This is a genomic window from Streptomyces thermodiastaticus, assembly GCF_014656135.1.
Classification (GTDB): Bacteria; Actinomycetota; Actinomycetes; order Streptomycetales; family Streptomycetaceae; genus Streptomyces; species Streptomyces thermodiastaticus.
The window spans coordinates 1-14,863 of record NZ_BNBV01000033.1 but is presented as its reverse complement, the minus strand read 5'-3'; the positions used below and the strand labels follow the sequence as shown (position 1 = coordinate 14,863).

Genomic DNA, 14,863 nt, shown 5'->3' with positions numbered 1-14,863 from the left:
CCGGCCACGGGGTCCGCAGAGGTCCGTGCCGCCGCGGCCGGCGGTTTCTGCCCGTGTGTCCGCGGGCGGGTGCCGGCCGGCGCGCCGCGCAGGGCGCGCGCCCGTACGGTTCCGCGCACTGTGCCACGGGCGGAACACACGTGTGCGCACGAGCGTCGCCGGCGGCAGGCGCCGGTGCGGGTGAGTGCCGGCCGTGGCGGGTACTCGCGGGACATGTTCACATGTGCACTGTGGCAGGGACTGCTCGCCGGTATCGCCGGAGGAGCCGTGATGGTGCTCAGTGAGAAGATCGAGCAGGCCGTCACCGGCCGGCCCGACTCGCATGTGCCGGCGCGGGTGCTCCAGCGGCTGACCGGCCTGCCCGAGCACCCCGGCGCACAGCCGGCGGCGGTCAACTGGGCCATGCACTACGGCCAGGGCGCCCTGCTCGGCGTCCTGCGGTCCGTCATGGCCCACTCCGGACTGCGCGGACCGATCGCCTCGGCCGCGTTCACCGTCGTCCGCGTCACCAACGACCAGATTCTGGAGAACGCGACCGGCGTCGGCGCCCCGCCCGGCACCTGGCCGCGTCAGGACCTCGTCGTGGATCTGCTGCACAAGAGCGTGTACGCGTTCACCACCGGTGCGGTCGCCGACGCGTTGGCGGCCCGCGGCGGGCCCGGCCCGGGGCCGCGGCACGCCGCCGTCCGCCCCGGCCGTCACGCCGATGCCGGTCCCCTGCCCCGCTCCCAGGCCGAGGGACGGGGGAACCGACGGTGACCTGTAGGGCTGGTGCCGCGCCATGACACGCGCCAAGCGGTACGCGGTGGCCGCCTCCGGGCAGTGGACCGACGAGGAGGACGGCCGGCGCCGGCTGCCGGCCGGTGAGGTCCACGCCTGGGAACCGGGCCGGAACGAGACCGTGTGCGGGCTGTCCCTCAGCCGCTCGCAGCTCGGACGTTTCCCTCACGTCAACTGGCCCGACGTGTTCCCGGAGTCCGGTGGCGCGGCCGACCGTGTGCGGCGGGTGTGCCGGCGCTGCGCCCGAGTGGCCGGGCGACGCGGAGCGGACGCGCGCCCGCGATGGCACCGGGTCGACCCCCGGCCGTGAGCCGCTCCGAGCCGCGCACCGGCGATCCCCGCACCGCACCGACGATCCCCGCACCGCACCGACGACGACGCGTGACCGCACCCGCCGTTCCGCCGGAAGTGACCCCGGTGGTACGGCGGGCGCGGTGTGCGGTGGTCGGCGGCGCGTGCGGGGGCGGTGGATGTCACCGCGGTACCGGGCCGGGCTCCGCGATCCGGGCTGTGCGGTCACCGGACGTACGCGAGCCTGCTGACCCACTGGGAGAGCGTGAGGGAGGAGACCAGGCTGCCGCCCCCGTCCGCGCCGTTCCTGCAGTGTCGCCGGCGGGGGATGCGGGGGCGTGCGACCGGGCCGGAGTGCCGTCCGTCCGTCCCGCCGGCCAGCGCGGCGCGCAGCGTGGACAGGTGGGCCGCTACGGCGGCCAGGCAGTCGTGCTCGTCGCGGCAGGCGGCACACGTGGCGAGATGGGCGCTGACCGGGGCGGCCTCCTCCGGCGCGAGCACGTTCAGCGCGTGCCCGGCCAGCAGGTCGTGGACCGTGCGGCACTCCAGGGTGGTCTGCAGGGGGGTGACGGAGGTGGTCATGTCGGCGTCCCTTCTGCGCGGGGCCACCGCCCGGAGCGGGCGGAAGCCGGCGACGCACGTGTGCCACGCCGCGTCGTCCGCAGCCGTGGACCGGTCTGTGCGGGCGGGGCCCGGCACCGGATCCGGTGCGAGGCTCCGACCGTGCTCCCAGCTTGGCCCAGGACGGGGGCCTCGCGCGTCGTCCCCGCGCAGCGTTCGCGGGCTACTGCGGCCGTGGTATCCGGCGCCGTGCGCTACGACCGGGACGGACCACGGCGGGTACGCCCGGGCGGGTCCGCGCATGCACACGGGCGGGTGGGGCCGCGTGTGCGCACGGGCGGGCGGCGACCGGCCGTGTCCGGGCACACCGTCGGTCGTCGGACGGGCCGCCGGGTGCCCGCTCAGGGTGTGCGGGAGGGTGTGACCGGTTCGTGCGCCGCGCTGACCAGGCCGCACTGGTAGGCGATGACCACGAGCTGCGCCCTGTCCCGGGCTCCGAGCTTGGCCATGGCACGGTTGACGTGGGTCTTCGCGGTCAGCGGGCTGACGAAGAGCCGTTCGGCGATCTCGTCGTTGGACAGGCCCAGCGCGACCAGTCGCATCACGTCGCGTTCCCGCGGGGTCAGGCACGCGAGCCGTTCGTGCACGGCGGCCGTGCACGGCTCGGGCTGGGCGAGGAAGCGGGTGATCAGCGCCCGGGTGGCCCGCGGGGACAGCAGCGCCTCGCCCTCGGCGACCGTCCGCACCGCGTCCAGCAGCTCACTGGGGCTGGCGCCCTTGCCGAGGAAGCCGCTCGCGCCGGCCCGCAGCGCCTCGGCGACGTACTCGTCGTCCTCGAAGGTGGTCAGGATGAGCACCTTCACACCCGCGAGGTCCTCGTCCTCGCTGATCATCCGGGTGGCGGCGAGCCCGTCCAGCTCGGGCATCCGGATGTCCATCAGGATCACGTCCGGGTGGCGTTCCTTCGCCAGTTCCACCGCCTCGCGGCCGTCGGACGCCTCGCCCACGGTCTCCATGCCCTCGGTGGCGTCGAACAGCATCTTGAACGTGCCCCGGAGCAGGGCCTGGTCATCGGCGAGCAGCACGCGCACGGTCATGGTCGTCCTCTCTCGGCGGTGTGCCGGACTCGGGGCCGTGCCACTGCGGCTCGTCCGGGCCGGCGGTGGGCCGCAGCGGCAGTTCGGCGGTCACCGTGAAACCGCCGCCGGGGCGGATGCGCGTGGTCAGCTGCCCGCCGACGCTGGCGGCCCGCTCGCGCATGCCGATCAGCCCGTGCCCGGTGCCCGGCTGCGGCTCGTGCCGCTCGGCCCGCCCGTCGTCCTCCACGGTGATCGTCAGCCACTCGGGGCGGTAGTGCAGGGTCAGCCGGGCGTGGTCCGCGCCGGCGTGCTTGCGCACGTTGGTCAGGGCCTCCTGGATGATGCGGTACGCGGCCAGGCCCACGGCCGGGGTCGGTGCCCGCTCGGTGCCGTGCACCGTGTACGTCACGACCAGTCCGACCCGTTCGAACGAGGTCAGCAGGGCCGGTACCTGGGCCAGCCCCGGAATCGGGTCCCGGGGTGCCTCCGGGTCGTCGGACTGCCGCAACAGGCCGACGGTGACCCTGAGTTCGTCCAGTGCCGACCGGCTCGTCTCCCGGATGTCCTTCAGCGCGGCGAGGATCTGCTCCGGCCGCTGCTCCACCAGGTGGACGGCGACCCCGGCCTGAGCGTTGATCAGGGCGATGTGGTGGGCGACCACGTCGTGCAGTTCGCGGGCGATGCGCACCCGTTCGGCCGCGACCCGCTGCCGGGCCTCCTCCTCACGGGTGCGTTCGGCGTGCTCCGCGCGTTCCTCGACGGCGGCCACATAGGCCCGGCGGGAGCGCACGCCGTCGCCGACGGCGGCGGGCAGTGCCGTCCAGGCGAGCATCGCCGCGTTGTCCGGGGACAGCCAGGAGCCCGAGTCGAGGGCCACGGCCGCCCCGACGAGCACGGCGGCCGATCCGGCGGCCGCGGTCCAGGCGGTGCGCCGGTCGGTCGCCGCGGCCACGGTGTAGACGGACACGATGACGGGGCTGGTCACCAGGGGGCTCTCGCGGACCCCGAGCACCTGGAACACCACCCCGCAGCCGACGGCGACCAGCAGGACGCCGCACGGATGACGGCGGCGCCACAGCAGGGACGCGCAGCCGATCCCGGCGATGACGACCGCGGGCCACCGCACCTCGAACCGGTGCTCGTGCGGGACCACCGAGGCGGCCAGGACGGACAGGACGAAGAGCACGAGCGAACTCAGCACGTCCCGGCGGCCGGCCCGTGCCCGCGCCGCGCGCCGCGAACCGCTGATCACTGCCATGGGACCACCGTAGGGTCCGTGCGCGATCCGCGCCGTTCAGCGACGGCGGCGGCGGTTCCTCCGGGTGACCGCGGCACGCCTGGCCCGGTGACCCGCACTCCGCCCGGGCCGTCCCGCGCGTGTCAGCGGCCGCCGGGGCGGCCGAGCAGCCCGGCGACCTGGTCTCCGGCGATCCGCCAGGCCTCGGCGGGGGCGTCGCGGAGCGCGGTGGCCCGCAGCGCGTCGAGGGTGTCAAGGACGTCGGTGCCGCACAGGACGCTCGCGCTGATGACGTCGTAGCCGTCGCGGACGGCGATGCGCAGCCGCAGCCGCCCCTCGTCCTCGGCGTGCAGGGCGGAGGCGACGACCAGCGGCGGCGGGCCGCCCGGGTCGCCGGGCAGTTTGCGGTAGGCACTGGCGACGGGAGCGGGCCAGCGCAGGGCGAGCAGCAGCGGCCCCTTGGCCACGACCTCGGCCAGATCCGTCTCGTGCACGCCGTCCGTGCCGAGGACGGTCGCACGGGCGTCCAGGACGAGCGCCGCGGGCAGCAGGCAGCGCAGGGCGCTGCCGACGAGGTTGCCGCCGACGGTCGCGGCCCGGCGCACCGCCCCGGTGCCCACTTGGGCCGCGGCGAGGCGCAGCACCTGCGGCACCCGCTCGTCGATCCGGTGCAGCACGACCGCCGCACCAAGCTCCTGCGGGCCCAGGACGTTGGCCTCGGGCACCTGGCGCAGCGACATCGCCTGGTCGGGGAAGCCGTCCCGCTGCCAGGTGGCCCACACCAGGGTGGCGCCGCCGACCGGGACGGCTCCCTCGACGAGGCACTGCCGGGCTTCGGACACGGACGTGGGCAGACGCAGCAGCACGGCAACCGACCTTTCCTCGCGGGAAGTCCGGGCGGTGGGCAGGGCGTGGTGCGCCGCGTGCCCGCCGGCAGGGCGCATTCTGCTCGCACACCGGGGGGCGCATGGAGGGCGCATGCCGGCTCACGCGGGTGGGCCGCGCCGTCGGTCCGCTCCGGCGTGTGCCCGCGGGAGGACGGCCGGCCAGGACCGTGGTGCGCCGCTGAGCGACGCGCCCCCGGTGCCGCGGCCGCCCGTCACCGGCCGCGCAGCACCGTGAACGCCTGCCGGGCGGCGGCCGCGATGGCCGGCCCGCCGACGCCGACGGTCCGCGCCGCCGAGCGCTGTGCGGCACCCGCGGCCCGCCGCAGCCGCTGGACGCCGTCGAGCACGTCCTGTGCGTACGGCAGCAGGGACAGACCGAGCTCGGTGGTGGTCACCTGCCGGCGGGAGCGGTCCGTCGCAGCCGGCCCGACACGCCCGGTTCCCGCCCCGTGGACTCTGGGAGCCCCTCTGTCATGACCAGCCCCGTCTCTTCGGCCCGGCGCCGCCTGCTCACGGCGGGCCTCGCCGCCTCGGCCGCCGTGCTCCCCGGTCGTCTCCTCCTCCGCGGCGTCGGGGGCGCCCGGCCGGCGGCAGGAGGCCGCGGACCGGCTCGGCGGCCTGGAGGACCGCTACGGCGCCCGGCTCGGTGTGTACGCCCGCGACATTCGCACCGGGCAGGTCGTCGCGCACCGGGCCGGCGAGGTGTTCGCGATGTGCTCGGTCTTCAAGGCGTTCACCGCCGCGGCCGTCCTGGCCGGCCGGAACCGCTGCACCCCGCTGGACCGGCTCGTCGCCTGCCCGCCGGCGGATCTGCTGCCGGACTCGCCGCGCACCGAGGAGCACGCCGGCACCGGGATGACGGTGGACGACCTGTGCGCGGCGGCCGTCCGGTACAGCGACAACACCGCCGGCAATCTGCTGCTGCGTCAGATCGGCGGCCCGGCCGGACTGACGCGGTTCCGGCGTTCGCTCGGCGACCGGGTGAGCCGGCTCGACCGCTGGGAGCCCGACCTGAACACCGCCGTGCCCGGCGACCCGCGCGACACCACCACCCCGCAGGCCCTGGGCCGTCGGCTGCAGCGGCTGGCCCTCGGTGACGCTCTGCCCGCCGCGGACCGTGCCCGGCTGGTGGACTGGATGAAGGGCAACACGACCGGCGACAAGCGGATCCGGGCCGGACTGCCGCAGGGCTGGACCGTCGCGGACAAGACCGGCACCGGCTCCTACGCCGGCGCCCACGACGTGGGGGTCGCCCGGACCACCCGGAACACGCCTGTCGTGCTGGTGGTCCTGTCGTCCCAGGAGACCTCGGACGCGCCGGTGGACGAGGCGCTGATCGCCGACGCGGCACGTGTCGTCGCCGGCATCCCGGCACCGGGCGAATGACCGGCCCGGCGGCCCCGCGCCCCGGGCGGTGCGGCCGGCCGCCGGCGAACGGGCACGTCGGGCGGCGGCGAGAGGGTACGTCAGGCGGCGGGCAACTGCGGGCGGCTCCCCCGCGCCTGTGACGTACATCCCTGACAGGCGCCTGTGGGATATCTGCACAACGCATACGCATTCGGTGCTCCGCATACGCGAGTTCACCACCGAACAGCGCCGCGGAGGCACATCCGGCGGGCATCGGGCCGCGCACCCGGGCCGGCGGCGGCCGGGGTATGGAGAAGCTGCCATCGACGCGTGATCGTTTCCGCACAGATGCGCACACTGTGACCACCCGGCCACCGTGCGGCAGCAGCCCCATGGTTGGAAGCCTGTGGCGCACCGTGTTTTGATCTCAGGCACCGCCCAGCACTCGGCCGGCCCGGACAGGGCCCGGTCACGTCGGCGGCGGCCGCGGTCCCGCAGGTCCGCGCCCGGCGGGTCCGCCCGGTGCGACCGGTGACGGGTCACCGCCCCACCACGGGTCCGCCTTCCGTGATCCACGATGTGAAGGGAAGTCTCCTCATGAACTCCGCCTCCCGGATCGAGACGGCCGCGCTCTCGGACACCGAGCTGGACAACGTCGCCGGCGGCCTGGACGTGCAGGCCGGCGTCGGCGTCAACGTGATCGCCGGCGTCGAGATCGACCGCTCCGGCATCCACGTCCAGGCGGGCGCCGGCGCGTACGCCGGCGTGAACGTCGGTCAGCTCCCGCAGACCGGCGTCGGCCTCGGCCTCTGATCCGCCCCGGCACACCTGGTGCGGCCGCTGTCCTGCCCGGCGAGCGGCCGCCCGTCGGGCAGGGAGGAACGCGCCGTCGGGGTCAGCCGGTAGGAGTCGGTCAGATCCCGTACCTCCACGGAGACGAACGCCCTCTCGGCCCGGTCGGCCGGCAGGTGCCTGCGGAGCAGACCCAGGACCCTGTCGGACAGGTGGGCCTTCAACGCCTCGGACCGGCCCGGCATGAGGCCGATCTCCGCGTGCACGAACACGGCCGCCTCGTCGGGATCGTTGCCGATGTAGGTCTCGGCCGGCCGGAAGAAGGTCTTGCACACTCCCGTCGAACCGGTCTCCGTCAGCACCAGCGGGTGAAGTTCCTTGATCAGGGCATCCCGGTCGAAAGCATCGGCCAGCTGCGCGGAGTAGTCGATGGTGAGGTGCGGCATGAGAAACCTTTCGGGGATCTAGTTTTCTCAGGCAACTATTTTCACCCCGTGGCACCCGGGCCCCGGCCCGGGGTCGTCCGCACCCTCCGCACCGCGCGGGTGCGGACCGTCGGCCGCCCCTCACGGCGGCGGGACGCACACCCTCCCCACACCCCGCGCACACCCTCCGCACATCCTGTGCCGCCACGGAGACGCCGGCCGCTGCTCCCGTCGCTCCGCACGCTTGCCCGCCCGCCCGGCCCGTCACCCCCGGTACGCCTCCAGCAGCCGCAGCCACACCTCGCTGATCGTCGGGAAGGACGGGACCGCGTGCCACAGCCGGTCCACGGGAACCCGGCCGGCGACGGCAACGGTCGCCGAGTGCAGCAGCTCGCCCACCCCCGGCCCGACGAAGGTGACGCCGCGCAGGATGCCCTCGTCCAGATCGACGACCATGCGGGCCCGGCCGCGGTAGCCGTCGCCGTACAGCTGGGCACCGGCGACCGAGGACAGATGCACGTCGACGGCACGCACCCGGTGGCCGGCGCGTTCGGCCTCCGCGAGGGACAGGCCGACGGCCGCGGCCTCCGGGTCGGTGAAGACGACTTGCGGGACGGCGTGATGGTCGGCGGTGGCCGCGTACGTGCCCCAGGCACCGGGCTGCGGCAGGGCGCGGCCCGCCGCGCGCGCCCCGATGACGTCACCGGCGATCCGGGCCTGGTACTTGCCCTGATGGGTGAGCAACGCACGGTGGTTGACGTCACCGCAGGCATACAGCCAGTCGGTGCCGTCGACCCGCAGGGTGTCGTCCACCGTCAGCCACGAGCCCGGCTGCAGTCCGACGGTCTCCAGGCCGATGTCGTCGGTGCGCGGGGCGCGACCGGTGGCGAAGAGGATCTCGTCGGCCTCCAGGCGGTCGCCCGTGCCGGTGACGGCCACGACGGTGCCGTTGTCACGGCTGACCGACGTCACCGAGGTGCCGGTGCGGATGTCGGCGCCCGCCTCGGTGAGCGCCTCGGCGACCAGTTCCCCGGCGAAGGGTTCCATGCGGGGCAGCAGTCCGGCGCCGCGCACCAGGACGGTGACCCGGGAGCCGAGGGCTTGGAAGACGGTGGCCATCTCGGCGGCGACCACGCCTCCGCCGACCACGAGCAGCCGGCCGGGCACCTCCTGGGCACTGGTGGCCTCGCGGCTGGTCCACGGCCTGACGTCGGCCAGGCCGGGCAGCTCGGGCAGCCGGGCCCGGGTGCCGGTGCACACGGCGACCGCGTGCCGTGCGGTCAGGGCGGTGACCTTGCCGTCCGCCGCGGTGACCGTGACCGAGCGCTCGCCGGTCAGCCGTCCGTGACCGCGGTACAGGTCGGCGCCGATGCTCTCCACCCAGACGACCTGGCCGTCGTCGTGCCAGTGGGAGGCGTACTCGTCACGGCGGGCGAGGACCGCGGCGGCGTCCAGCGGTCCGCGCACCGCCTGGCCCAGCCCGGGCACGCGGCGGGCCTCGGCACGCGCGACGACGGGGCGCAGCAGCGCCTTGCTGGGCATGCACGCCCAGTACGAGCACTCGCCCCCGACCCGTTCGCTCTCCACGATCGCGGTCGACAGTCCGGCCGCGCGGGTGCGGTCCGCCACGTTCTCCCCCACGGGTCCGGCGCCCAGCACCACGACGTCGTACGCGATGGTTTCCGTTTCCGTCATGAAGTCAGTCTGGTGGGAGGTGTGCGCGGTGGCCACACGGGGCACGCGCACGGAATAGCCGTGCCGCCGGCCGTGTTGCCGCCCACGGCTTCGTCATTCCGACAGGCCCGGACAGAAAGAGGGAACGCGCCATGACCAGCACCGTGGAGCTCACGAAGGAGAACTTCGACCGGACGGTCACGGAGAACGACTTCGTGCTCATCGACTTCTGGGCGTCCTGGTGCGGTCCGTGCCGTTCCTTCGCCCCGGTGTACGAGAAGGCGGCTCAGGACAACCCGGATCTGGTGTTCGGCAAGGTGGACACCGAGGCCCAGCCGGAACTGGCGGCCGCCTTCGGCATCCAGTCCATTCCCACGCTGATGATCGTCCGTGACCGGGTGGCCGTGTACGCGCAGCCGGGCGCGCTGCCGGAGGCCGCGCTCGCCGATGTCATCTCCCAGGCGCGCGACCTGGACATGGACGAGGTGCGCAAGGCGGTCGCCGAGCAGCAGGCGCAGGCGGAGCAGCAGGGCCGGGACCAGTAAGGCCGCCTCCGGCGCGTCCTCACTCCGCGGAACCGCCGGGCATCGGCCGTACGGCGCACGGGCCCTTCCGTCTCACGGAGGGGCCCGTCGTTGCGTCCGGGCACACCGTCGGGCCCGTGCGGGCGGCAGCCGCTCCCGCGGCGGGCGAGCGGCGGCAAGCGGCAGGAACCGCGCGGGGCGGACGGTGAGCAAGGACGGGGCGGCTTGTCGCCCGCACCGGCACCTCGGGCGGGCCGGAGCCGTGCGAGTCGTCGTCAGGCGGGCTGCCGAGCGGCGGTCACGCGGGCGACCAGGTCGTGCCACCCGTGCTGCAGCCGTTCCATCGGCATGTTGCATTGCCGGGTCAGGTGGTGGATGAGCGCGGGTTCCAGATAGCCCATCAGCGTCTGGGCGAGGAGTTCGCAGTCCGCGTCCGGGACCGCCTGCCGCAGCAGCATGAGCACATGCCCGTAGCGGGCCCGGCGAGGGGGGACGAGGAAGCGGCGGTCGGGACACGGCTCGGCCGCGAGCTGCAGTTCGAGGTCGTCGGCAGCCCGGCGCAGCGCGGCGCAGCCGAAGGCCCGCAGCCGCTCCACCGGCGGGGCACCGGGCCCCAGGGGGGCGGGACCGCTCAGGAAGGCGGCCTGGAACTTCTTCTCCTCGTGGTCCAGCAGCGCCATGAGCAGGCCGGTACGGTCGCCGAACCGGCGGAAGACCGTGCCCTTGCCCACCTTCGCGGCCGCCGCGACGGCTTCCATGGTGACCCCGGCCGCACCGTGTTCCGCGACCAGGCGGGCGGCCGCGTCGAGCAATCGGGCACGATTGCGTGCGGCGTCCGCGCGCAGGCAGGGCTCCTCGGCTCCGGTACCGAACGGGACCAGCACCGGCGTTCCGTCCAGCGGTTCCTCGGGCTGAGGGCAAGGCGGCAGCGCTGTGGACATGTCCACAGCGTAAAGCATTCCCAGCGAACTGGACCGTGGTCCGGTTGGTCTGGTAGAAAATTAAACGGACCTCGGTCCGGATCGTAACGGCACTGTTTCAGCCTCTGGGAGTTCCTCATGTCTGTTCGCATTCTCGCGCTCGTCGGCAGCCTGCGCTCCGGCTCGCACAACCGCCAGCTGGCCGAGGCCGCCGGCAAGCTCGCCCCCGAGGGCGTCGAGGTGGATGTGTACGAGGGCCTGGGTGAGGTCCCCTTCTACAACGAGGACATCGATGTGGAGGGCAGCGTGCCGACCGCCGCCGCCCAGCTGCGTGAGCACGCCACCCGGGCCGACGCCCTGCTGCTGCTCTCCCCCGAGTACAACGGCAGCATCCCGGCCGTGCTGAAGAACGCCATCGACTGGCTGTCCCGTCCGTACGGCGCCGGCGCCATCGCGGGCAAGCCCGTCGCCGTCATCGGCACCGCGGCCGGCCAGTACGGCGGCGTGTGGGCGCATGACGAGACCCGCAAGGCCGCGGGCATCGCCGGCGGCAAGGTCATCGAGGACGTCAAGCTGGCCATCCCGGGCTCCGTGACCCGCTTCGCCGAGACCCACCCGGTCGACGACGCCGAGGTCGCCGCCCAGCTGACCGAGGTCATCGCGCGCCTGCAGGGCCACGCCACCGAGGCCGCGGCCGCCTGAGCCGCACCTGCCGCCCGGTCCGGCCGGGTGTCCGAGCGACCGGCAAGGGGCCGGAGCCGTCGACGTACGGGCTCCGGCCCCTGTCGCTGTCCGGGGCCGGCAGCCCCGCGGCGTGCACGGCGACCACCCGGGCGAGGACGCCTCGCACGACCCCTCCCGCGCCGCGCCGGGTCAGACCGTGAGCAGGCAGACCCCCAGGGCGACCAGAACGGCCGCCTTGGCCGCCTCCAGGGCCACGTACACCAGATGCGCCCGCGAGCGCTGGCCCTCGCCGCTGTCCTGACCCGCCAGGACGCGGTCGGAGCGGCGGTTGAGCCGCGGACGCACCGCGGCGAGCTGGGCCAGCAGCACGGCGGCCGCGCCCGCCGTCAGGCCGAGCACGCGGGCCGGTGCGTCGCCGGCGGCGACCGCGACGACCACCACGCAGGCCAGGACGGCCTCCACCGCGTTCAGCGCCCGGAAGACCAGGCGGCCGATGCCCAGGCCGATCGGCACGGTCACACCGGGGGCGCGGAACTTCAGCGGCGCCTCCAGGAAGGAGATGCCCAGCACCATGCCGAGCCAGACGAAGGTGACCGCGCCCGCCGTCGCGGCCGCTGCGGCGCTCATCGCCGCACCGCCTCGCCGCCGGACGCCTCCGGACCGTGTGCGGCCGGCCGGCCGCACAGGACGGGCGCCTGCGGCGGCACCGCGTGCCGACGAGCACCGCCTCGCACGGATGCCACGTCTCTTCACCCCTTCCCGTCCGCGGTGACGGTGCGCACCTCGCGCATGGAACAATCGCGGGAGAAGCATAGAGACCCATCCGGGGGACGAGAGAACGAGGTGTGCCCCATGACGTCGCCCGCCGCAGGCGGCACCGGGCAGGCCGGGTCCGGGCCGGCGGAACCGCGCGTCCTGTGCGACGCCCACGCGCTCGCCGGCGACCCGCCGGTGCCGGCCGGTGTGCTGTGGAAGCTCCAGGAGGAGGGGCGCCAGCTCGACGCCAACCTCGTGCGGGTCGCACCGGGCGGGCACATCGCGACGCACTGCGAACCGGATCTCGACGTGCTGCTGTACGTCGTCGCGGGCAGCGGTGTCCTCGGCGCCGGTACGCCGGGCGAGCCGCGCCGGCTCACCGAGGGCGCGACGGTGTGGCTGCCGCACGGCTCCACGCGCAGCATCACCGCGGGCGAGGACGGACTGACCTGTCTGACGGTGCACCGGCGCCGGCCCGGCATGCAGATCCGCCCGCGGGGCTCCGGCTCCTGACCTGCGGCGCACCCCGCCGTGAAACCCCGTGCGACGTGCGGCAGTCGACGCCGTGCCCGGCGTCCGCGCGCAAGATCGCACACCGTAGGGTGTCCCCGTGACCGCCTTCGACGACGACGCGATACCGGGCCGTTACGGCCCCACCGCCACCACCGAGGCCGATCCCCGTCAGGTGGGCCGGGTGCGCACCGAGTACGCGCCCGCGCACGACGGCGACCCCGACCCCGGGGAGATCGTCTGGACGTGGGTGCCGTTCGAGGAGAACGACGGGCGGGGCAAGGACCGCCCCGTGCTGGTGGTGGCCCGGGAGGCCGAGGGGACGCTGCTGGCCGTCCAGCTGTCCAGCAAGGCCCACAACGGGGACCGTGCGTGGGTGCCGCTCGGCAGCGGCCCGTGGGACCGGTCGGGCCGCGACTCGTGGGTGAACGTCGACCGGGTGCTGCGGCTGCACGAGGAGGGCATGCGCCGCGAGGCCTGCGCGCTGGACCGGATGCGGTTCAACTCGGTGATCCACCGGCTGCGGGAACGCTACGGCTGGACCTGACCCCGGCGTGCGGGTGCACGGCGCCCCCGTGGACGCCGTGCACGCGGCAGGACCGGCCGGAGCCGTACGCCCGGACACGCACCCGCCCACGGCCGTGTACGCATCGTGAGCCACACCGCACGCTCGGTGCAACCGTTTTTCCTGCCGCGACCTGACCGGCGAAGCCGCAGGTGGGGACCGCGTGATTCCGGCACACATCGCGCAATCGCAGATTTCGGGGCACGATGTTCCCGTTGTGCACCCTTGTGCGCGACCCGAGGGGCTCGGGTGGGACGGAACACCCGTTCCGTCCTGTTCCCCGCGGGTCGGTGACATGGGGAATCTCGAAAGGATCCCGACATGTCCGATGCGCGAGACGTGGTGGTGGGCGGGTGCGGCCCGCCCCTCACCGCCCTGACCGAGGCCGAGGTCGAGGCGCTGGTCCGGGGCATCTGCTTCAAGACCGGCCCGCCGCGCACCGTCGGGGTCGAAGTGGAGTGGCTGGTCCACGAGGTGCACACCCCGTGGCTCCCGGTCACCCGCGAACGTCTCGAGGCGGCCTACGCCGCCCTGCGGAGTGTGCCGCTGACCTCGGCGCTCACCGTCGAACCGGGCGGGCAGCTGGAGCTGAGTTCACCGCCCGCCCGCAGCCTGACGGAGTGCCTCTCCGTCGTCCGCGCCGATCTCGCCGCGGTCCGCGCCGTCCTGGCCGGCCAGGATCTGTGCCTCGTCGGCCTCGGTCACGATCCCTGGCACACCCCCCGCAGGTTTCTCAGGGAGCGCCGGTACGACGCCCTGGAGGCCTGCCTGGACCGCGGCGGCCCGGCCGGCCGGCACATGATGTGCACGTCCGCCTCGGTGCAGGTGTGCCTGGACACCGGCCACGAGGAACCCGGCCCGCTGGGTCACGTACGGCGCTGGTGGCTCGCGCACCAGCTCGGCCCGGTCCTGGTGGCCGCGTTCGCCAACTCCCCGCTGCTCGGGCGCCGGCCCACCGGCTGGCTGTCCACACGGCAGCTGCTGTGGGCGCAGATAGGCCCCGGCCGGGCGGGCGCTCCCCCGCTCGGCGACGACCCCCGCGCCGCCTGGGCCCGGCATGTGCTGGACGCCCCGGTGATGTGCGTACGGCGCGACGACGGGCCGTGGGAGGTGCCCGAGGCACTGCCCTTCCGCCACTGGGTCCGCTCCGGCCTGCCGCGGCCGCCCACCCGGGAGGACCTCGACTACCACCTCACCACGCTGTTCCCGCCGGTCAGGCCGCGCGGCCACCTGGAGCTGCGGATGATCGACGCGCAGCCCGGTGACGACGGCTGGATCGTGCCGCTCGCGGTGACGACGGCCCTGTTCGACGACCCGCAGGCGGCGGAGACCGCGTACCGGGCCGTCGCACCGCTCACCGAGCGCAGCCTGGGGCTGCCCGCCCCGCACAATCCGCTGTGGACGGCGGCCGCCCGCTCCGGGCTCGCCGACCCCGGGCTGCGGCAGGCGGCCGTCACCTGCTTCGCCGCCGCCCTTCGGGCGCTGCCCCGCCTGGGGGCGGACACCGAGGTGACGGACGCCGTCGCCGCCTTCCAGGACCGCTATGTGCGGCGCGGCCGCTCTCCCGCTCACGATCTGCTCGACCGGATCCACGGCGGCACGGAGCCGGCCCGCACCGCGCCCGGTCCCGCCCGGCCGGGCGCTCGCCGGATCCGCACACCTGTGACGTCCGCCGGGCGGACACCCACCGCGCACGGGAAGGACGAGACAGCATGACCGAGACCGCACCCGACACCACGGCCGAGGCCGAAGCGCTGCGTGAGCGGGCGTGGAGTTCGCTGACCGCGGCCCGTGCCCGGACCACGCTGCTGACCACCTGTGTGGACGAGCC

Annotated in this window: 17 protein-coding genes and 1 pseudogene; 9 read left to right on the top strand and 9 right to left on the bottom strand. The window is 74.8% G+C overall.

What is annotated here, in order from left to right; genetic code table 11:
- Nucleotides 1-213 precede the first annotated feature (213 nt).
- Both IE286_RS23435 and IE286_RS23430 read left to right on the top strand, forming a co-directional pair.
- Complete coding sequence (locus IE286_RS23435) at nt 214-759, top strand: hypothetical protein (protein WP_189798761.1); 546 nt, start codon at nt 214-216, stop codon at nt 757-759.
- Between the two features lie 22 nt (nt 760-781).
- Nucleotides 782-1,090 carry a hypothetical protein gene (locus IE286_RS23430; protein ID WP_189798760.1) on the top strand — a complete coding sequence of 103 codons (309 nt, stop codon included), beginning with the start codon at nt 782-784 and terminating at the stop codon, nt 1,088-1,090.
- Nucleotides 1,091-1,296: 206 nt separating this feature from the next.
- On the opposite strand, the gene IE286_RS23425 is transcribed toward IE286_RS23430, so the two are convergent.
- From IE286_RS23425 to IE286_RS27395, 5 genes are all read right to left on the bottom strand, one after another.
- Entirely contained in the window at nt 1,297-1,653 is a 357-nt protein-coding gene (locus IE286_RS23425) for a zf-HC2 domain-containing protein (RefSeq protein WP_189798759.1), read from the bottom strand.
- A 380-nt stretch (nt 1,654-2,033) separates the two neighbouring features.
- Nucleotides 2,034-2,729 carry a response regulator gene (locus tag IE286_RS23420; protein ID WP_189798758.1) on the bottom strand — a complete coding sequence of 232 codons (696 nt, stop codon included), beginning with the start codon at nt 2,727-2,729 and terminating at the stop codon, nt 2,034-2,036.
- Nucleotides 2,701-3,969, bottom strand: a complete 1,269-nt coding sequence (locus IE286_RS23415) for a sensor histidine kinase (protein ID WP_189798757.1) — start codon at nt 3,967-3,969, stop codon at nt 2,701-2,703. Before IE286_RS23415 ends, IE286_RS23420 begins: the two co-directional genes overlap by 29 nt.
- 122 nt (nt 3,970-4,091) lie before the next feature.
- A complete protein-coding gene (locus IE286_RS23410) occupies nt 4,092-4,814 on the bottom strand; it encodes an FAD binding domain-containing protein (protein ID WP_189798756.1) in 723 nt (240 codons plus the stop codon).
- Nucleotides 4,815-5,047: 233 nt separating this feature from the next.
- The gene (locus IE286_RS27395; protein WP_229863462.1) at nt 5,048-5,230 is read right to left on the bottom strand and encodes a hypothetical protein; all 183 of its coding nucleotides are present in this window, start codon (nt 5,228-5,230) and stop codon (nt 5,048-5,050) included.
- A gap of 78 nt (nt 5,231-5,308) precedes the next feature.
- Between IE286_RS27395 and bla the strand changes: the two are divergent.
- Together bla and IE286_RS23395 are read left to right on the top strand one after the other, a co-directional pair.
- Nucleotides 5,309-6,221, top strand: a pseudogene (gene bla, locus IE286_RS23400) (class A beta-lactamase).
- 558 nt (nt 6,222-6,779) lie between these two features.
- Nucleotides 6,780-6,995, top strand: coding sequence for a type A2 lantipeptide (locus IE286_RS23395; protein WP_189798755.1), 216 nt, complete (start codon nt 6,780-6,782; stop codon nt 6,993-6,995).
- Here the strand turns inward: IE286_RS23395 and IE286_RS23390 are convergent.
- Nucleotides 6,959-7,420 carry a 5-carboxymethyl-2-hydroxymuconate Delta-isomerase gene (locus IE286_RS23390; RefSeq protein ID WP_189798754.1) on the bottom strand — a complete coding sequence of 154 codons (462 nt, stop codon included), beginning with the start codon at nt 7,418-7,420 and terminating at the stop codon, nt 6,959-6,961. The genes IE286_RS23395 and IE286_RS23390 overlap by 37 nt on opposite strands.
- A 243-nt stretch (nt 7,421-7,663) precedes the next feature.
- On the bottom strand, nt 7,664-9,094 hold the full coding sequence (locus IE286_RS23385) for a dihydrolipoyl dehydrogenase family protein (RefSeq protein ID WP_189798753.1): 1,431 nt from the start codon (nt 9,092-9,094) through the stop codon (nt 7,664-7,666).
- Between the two features lie 131 nt (nt 9,095-9,225).
- On the opposite strand from IE286_RS23385, the gene trxA reads away from it, so the two are divergent.
- On the top strand, nt 9,226-9,618 hold the full coding sequence (gene trxA / locus IE286_RS23380) for a thioredoxin (protein ID WP_189798752.1): 393 nt from the start codon (nt 9,226-9,228) through the stop codon (nt 9,616-9,618).
- A gap of 254 nt (nt 9,619-9,872) precedes the next feature.
- On the opposite strand, the gene IE286_RS23375 is transcribed toward trxA, so the two are convergent.
- A complete protein-coding gene (locus IE286_RS23375; RefSeq protein ID WP_229863455.1) occupies nt 9,873-10,538 on the bottom strand; it encodes a TetR/AcrR family transcriptional regulator in 666 nt (221 codons plus the stop codon).
- A 117-nt stretch (nt 10,539-10,655) separates the two neighbouring features.
- On the opposite strand from IE286_RS23375, the gene IE286_RS23370 reads away from it, so the two are divergent.
- Nucleotides 10,656-11,219 carry an NAD(P)H-dependent oxidoreductase gene (locus IE286_RS23370; protein WP_189798750.1) on the top strand — a complete coding sequence of 188 codons (564 nt, stop codon included), beginning with the start codon at nt 10,656-10,658 and terminating at the stop codon, nt 11,217-11,219.
- A gap of 171 nt (nt 11,220-11,390) precedes the next feature.
- On the opposite strand, the gene IE286_RS23365 is transcribed toward IE286_RS23370, so the two are convergent.
- Nucleotides 11,391-11,828 carry a hypothetical protein gene (locus IE286_RS23365; RefSeq protein ID WP_189798749.1) on the bottom strand — a complete coding sequence of 146 codons (438 nt, stop codon included), beginning with the start codon at nt 11,826-11,828 and terminating at the stop codon, nt 11,391-11,393.
- 225 nt (nt 11,829-12,053) lie between these two features.
- Here IE286_RS23365 and IE286_RS23360 point away from each other — a divergent pair, with 225 nt between their 5' ends.
- From IE286_RS23360 to egtA, 3 genes are all read left to right on the top strand, one after another.
- Nucleotides 12,054-12,470 carry a cupin domain-containing protein gene (locus tag IE286_RS23360; RefSeq protein WP_189798748.1) on the top strand — a complete coding sequence of 139 codons (417 nt, stop codon included), beginning with the start codon at nt 12,054-12,056 and terminating at the stop codon, nt 12,468-12,470.
- Nucleotides 12,471-12,567: 97 nt separating this feature from the next.
- Entirely contained in the window at nt 12,568-13,014 is a 447-nt protein-coding gene (locus IE286_RS23355) for a type II toxin-antitoxin system PemK/MazF family toxin (RefSeq protein ID WP_189798747.1), read from the top strand.
- Nucleotides 13,015-13,353: 339 nt separating this feature from the next.
- Complete coding sequence (gene egtA, locus IE286_RS23350) at nt 13,354-14,748, top strand: ergothioneine biosynthesis glutamate--cysteine ligase EgtA (protein ID WP_189798746.1); 1,395 nt, start codon at nt 13,354-13,356, stop codon at nt 14,746-14,748.
- Nucleotides 14,749-14,863: the final 115 nt, after the last annotated feature.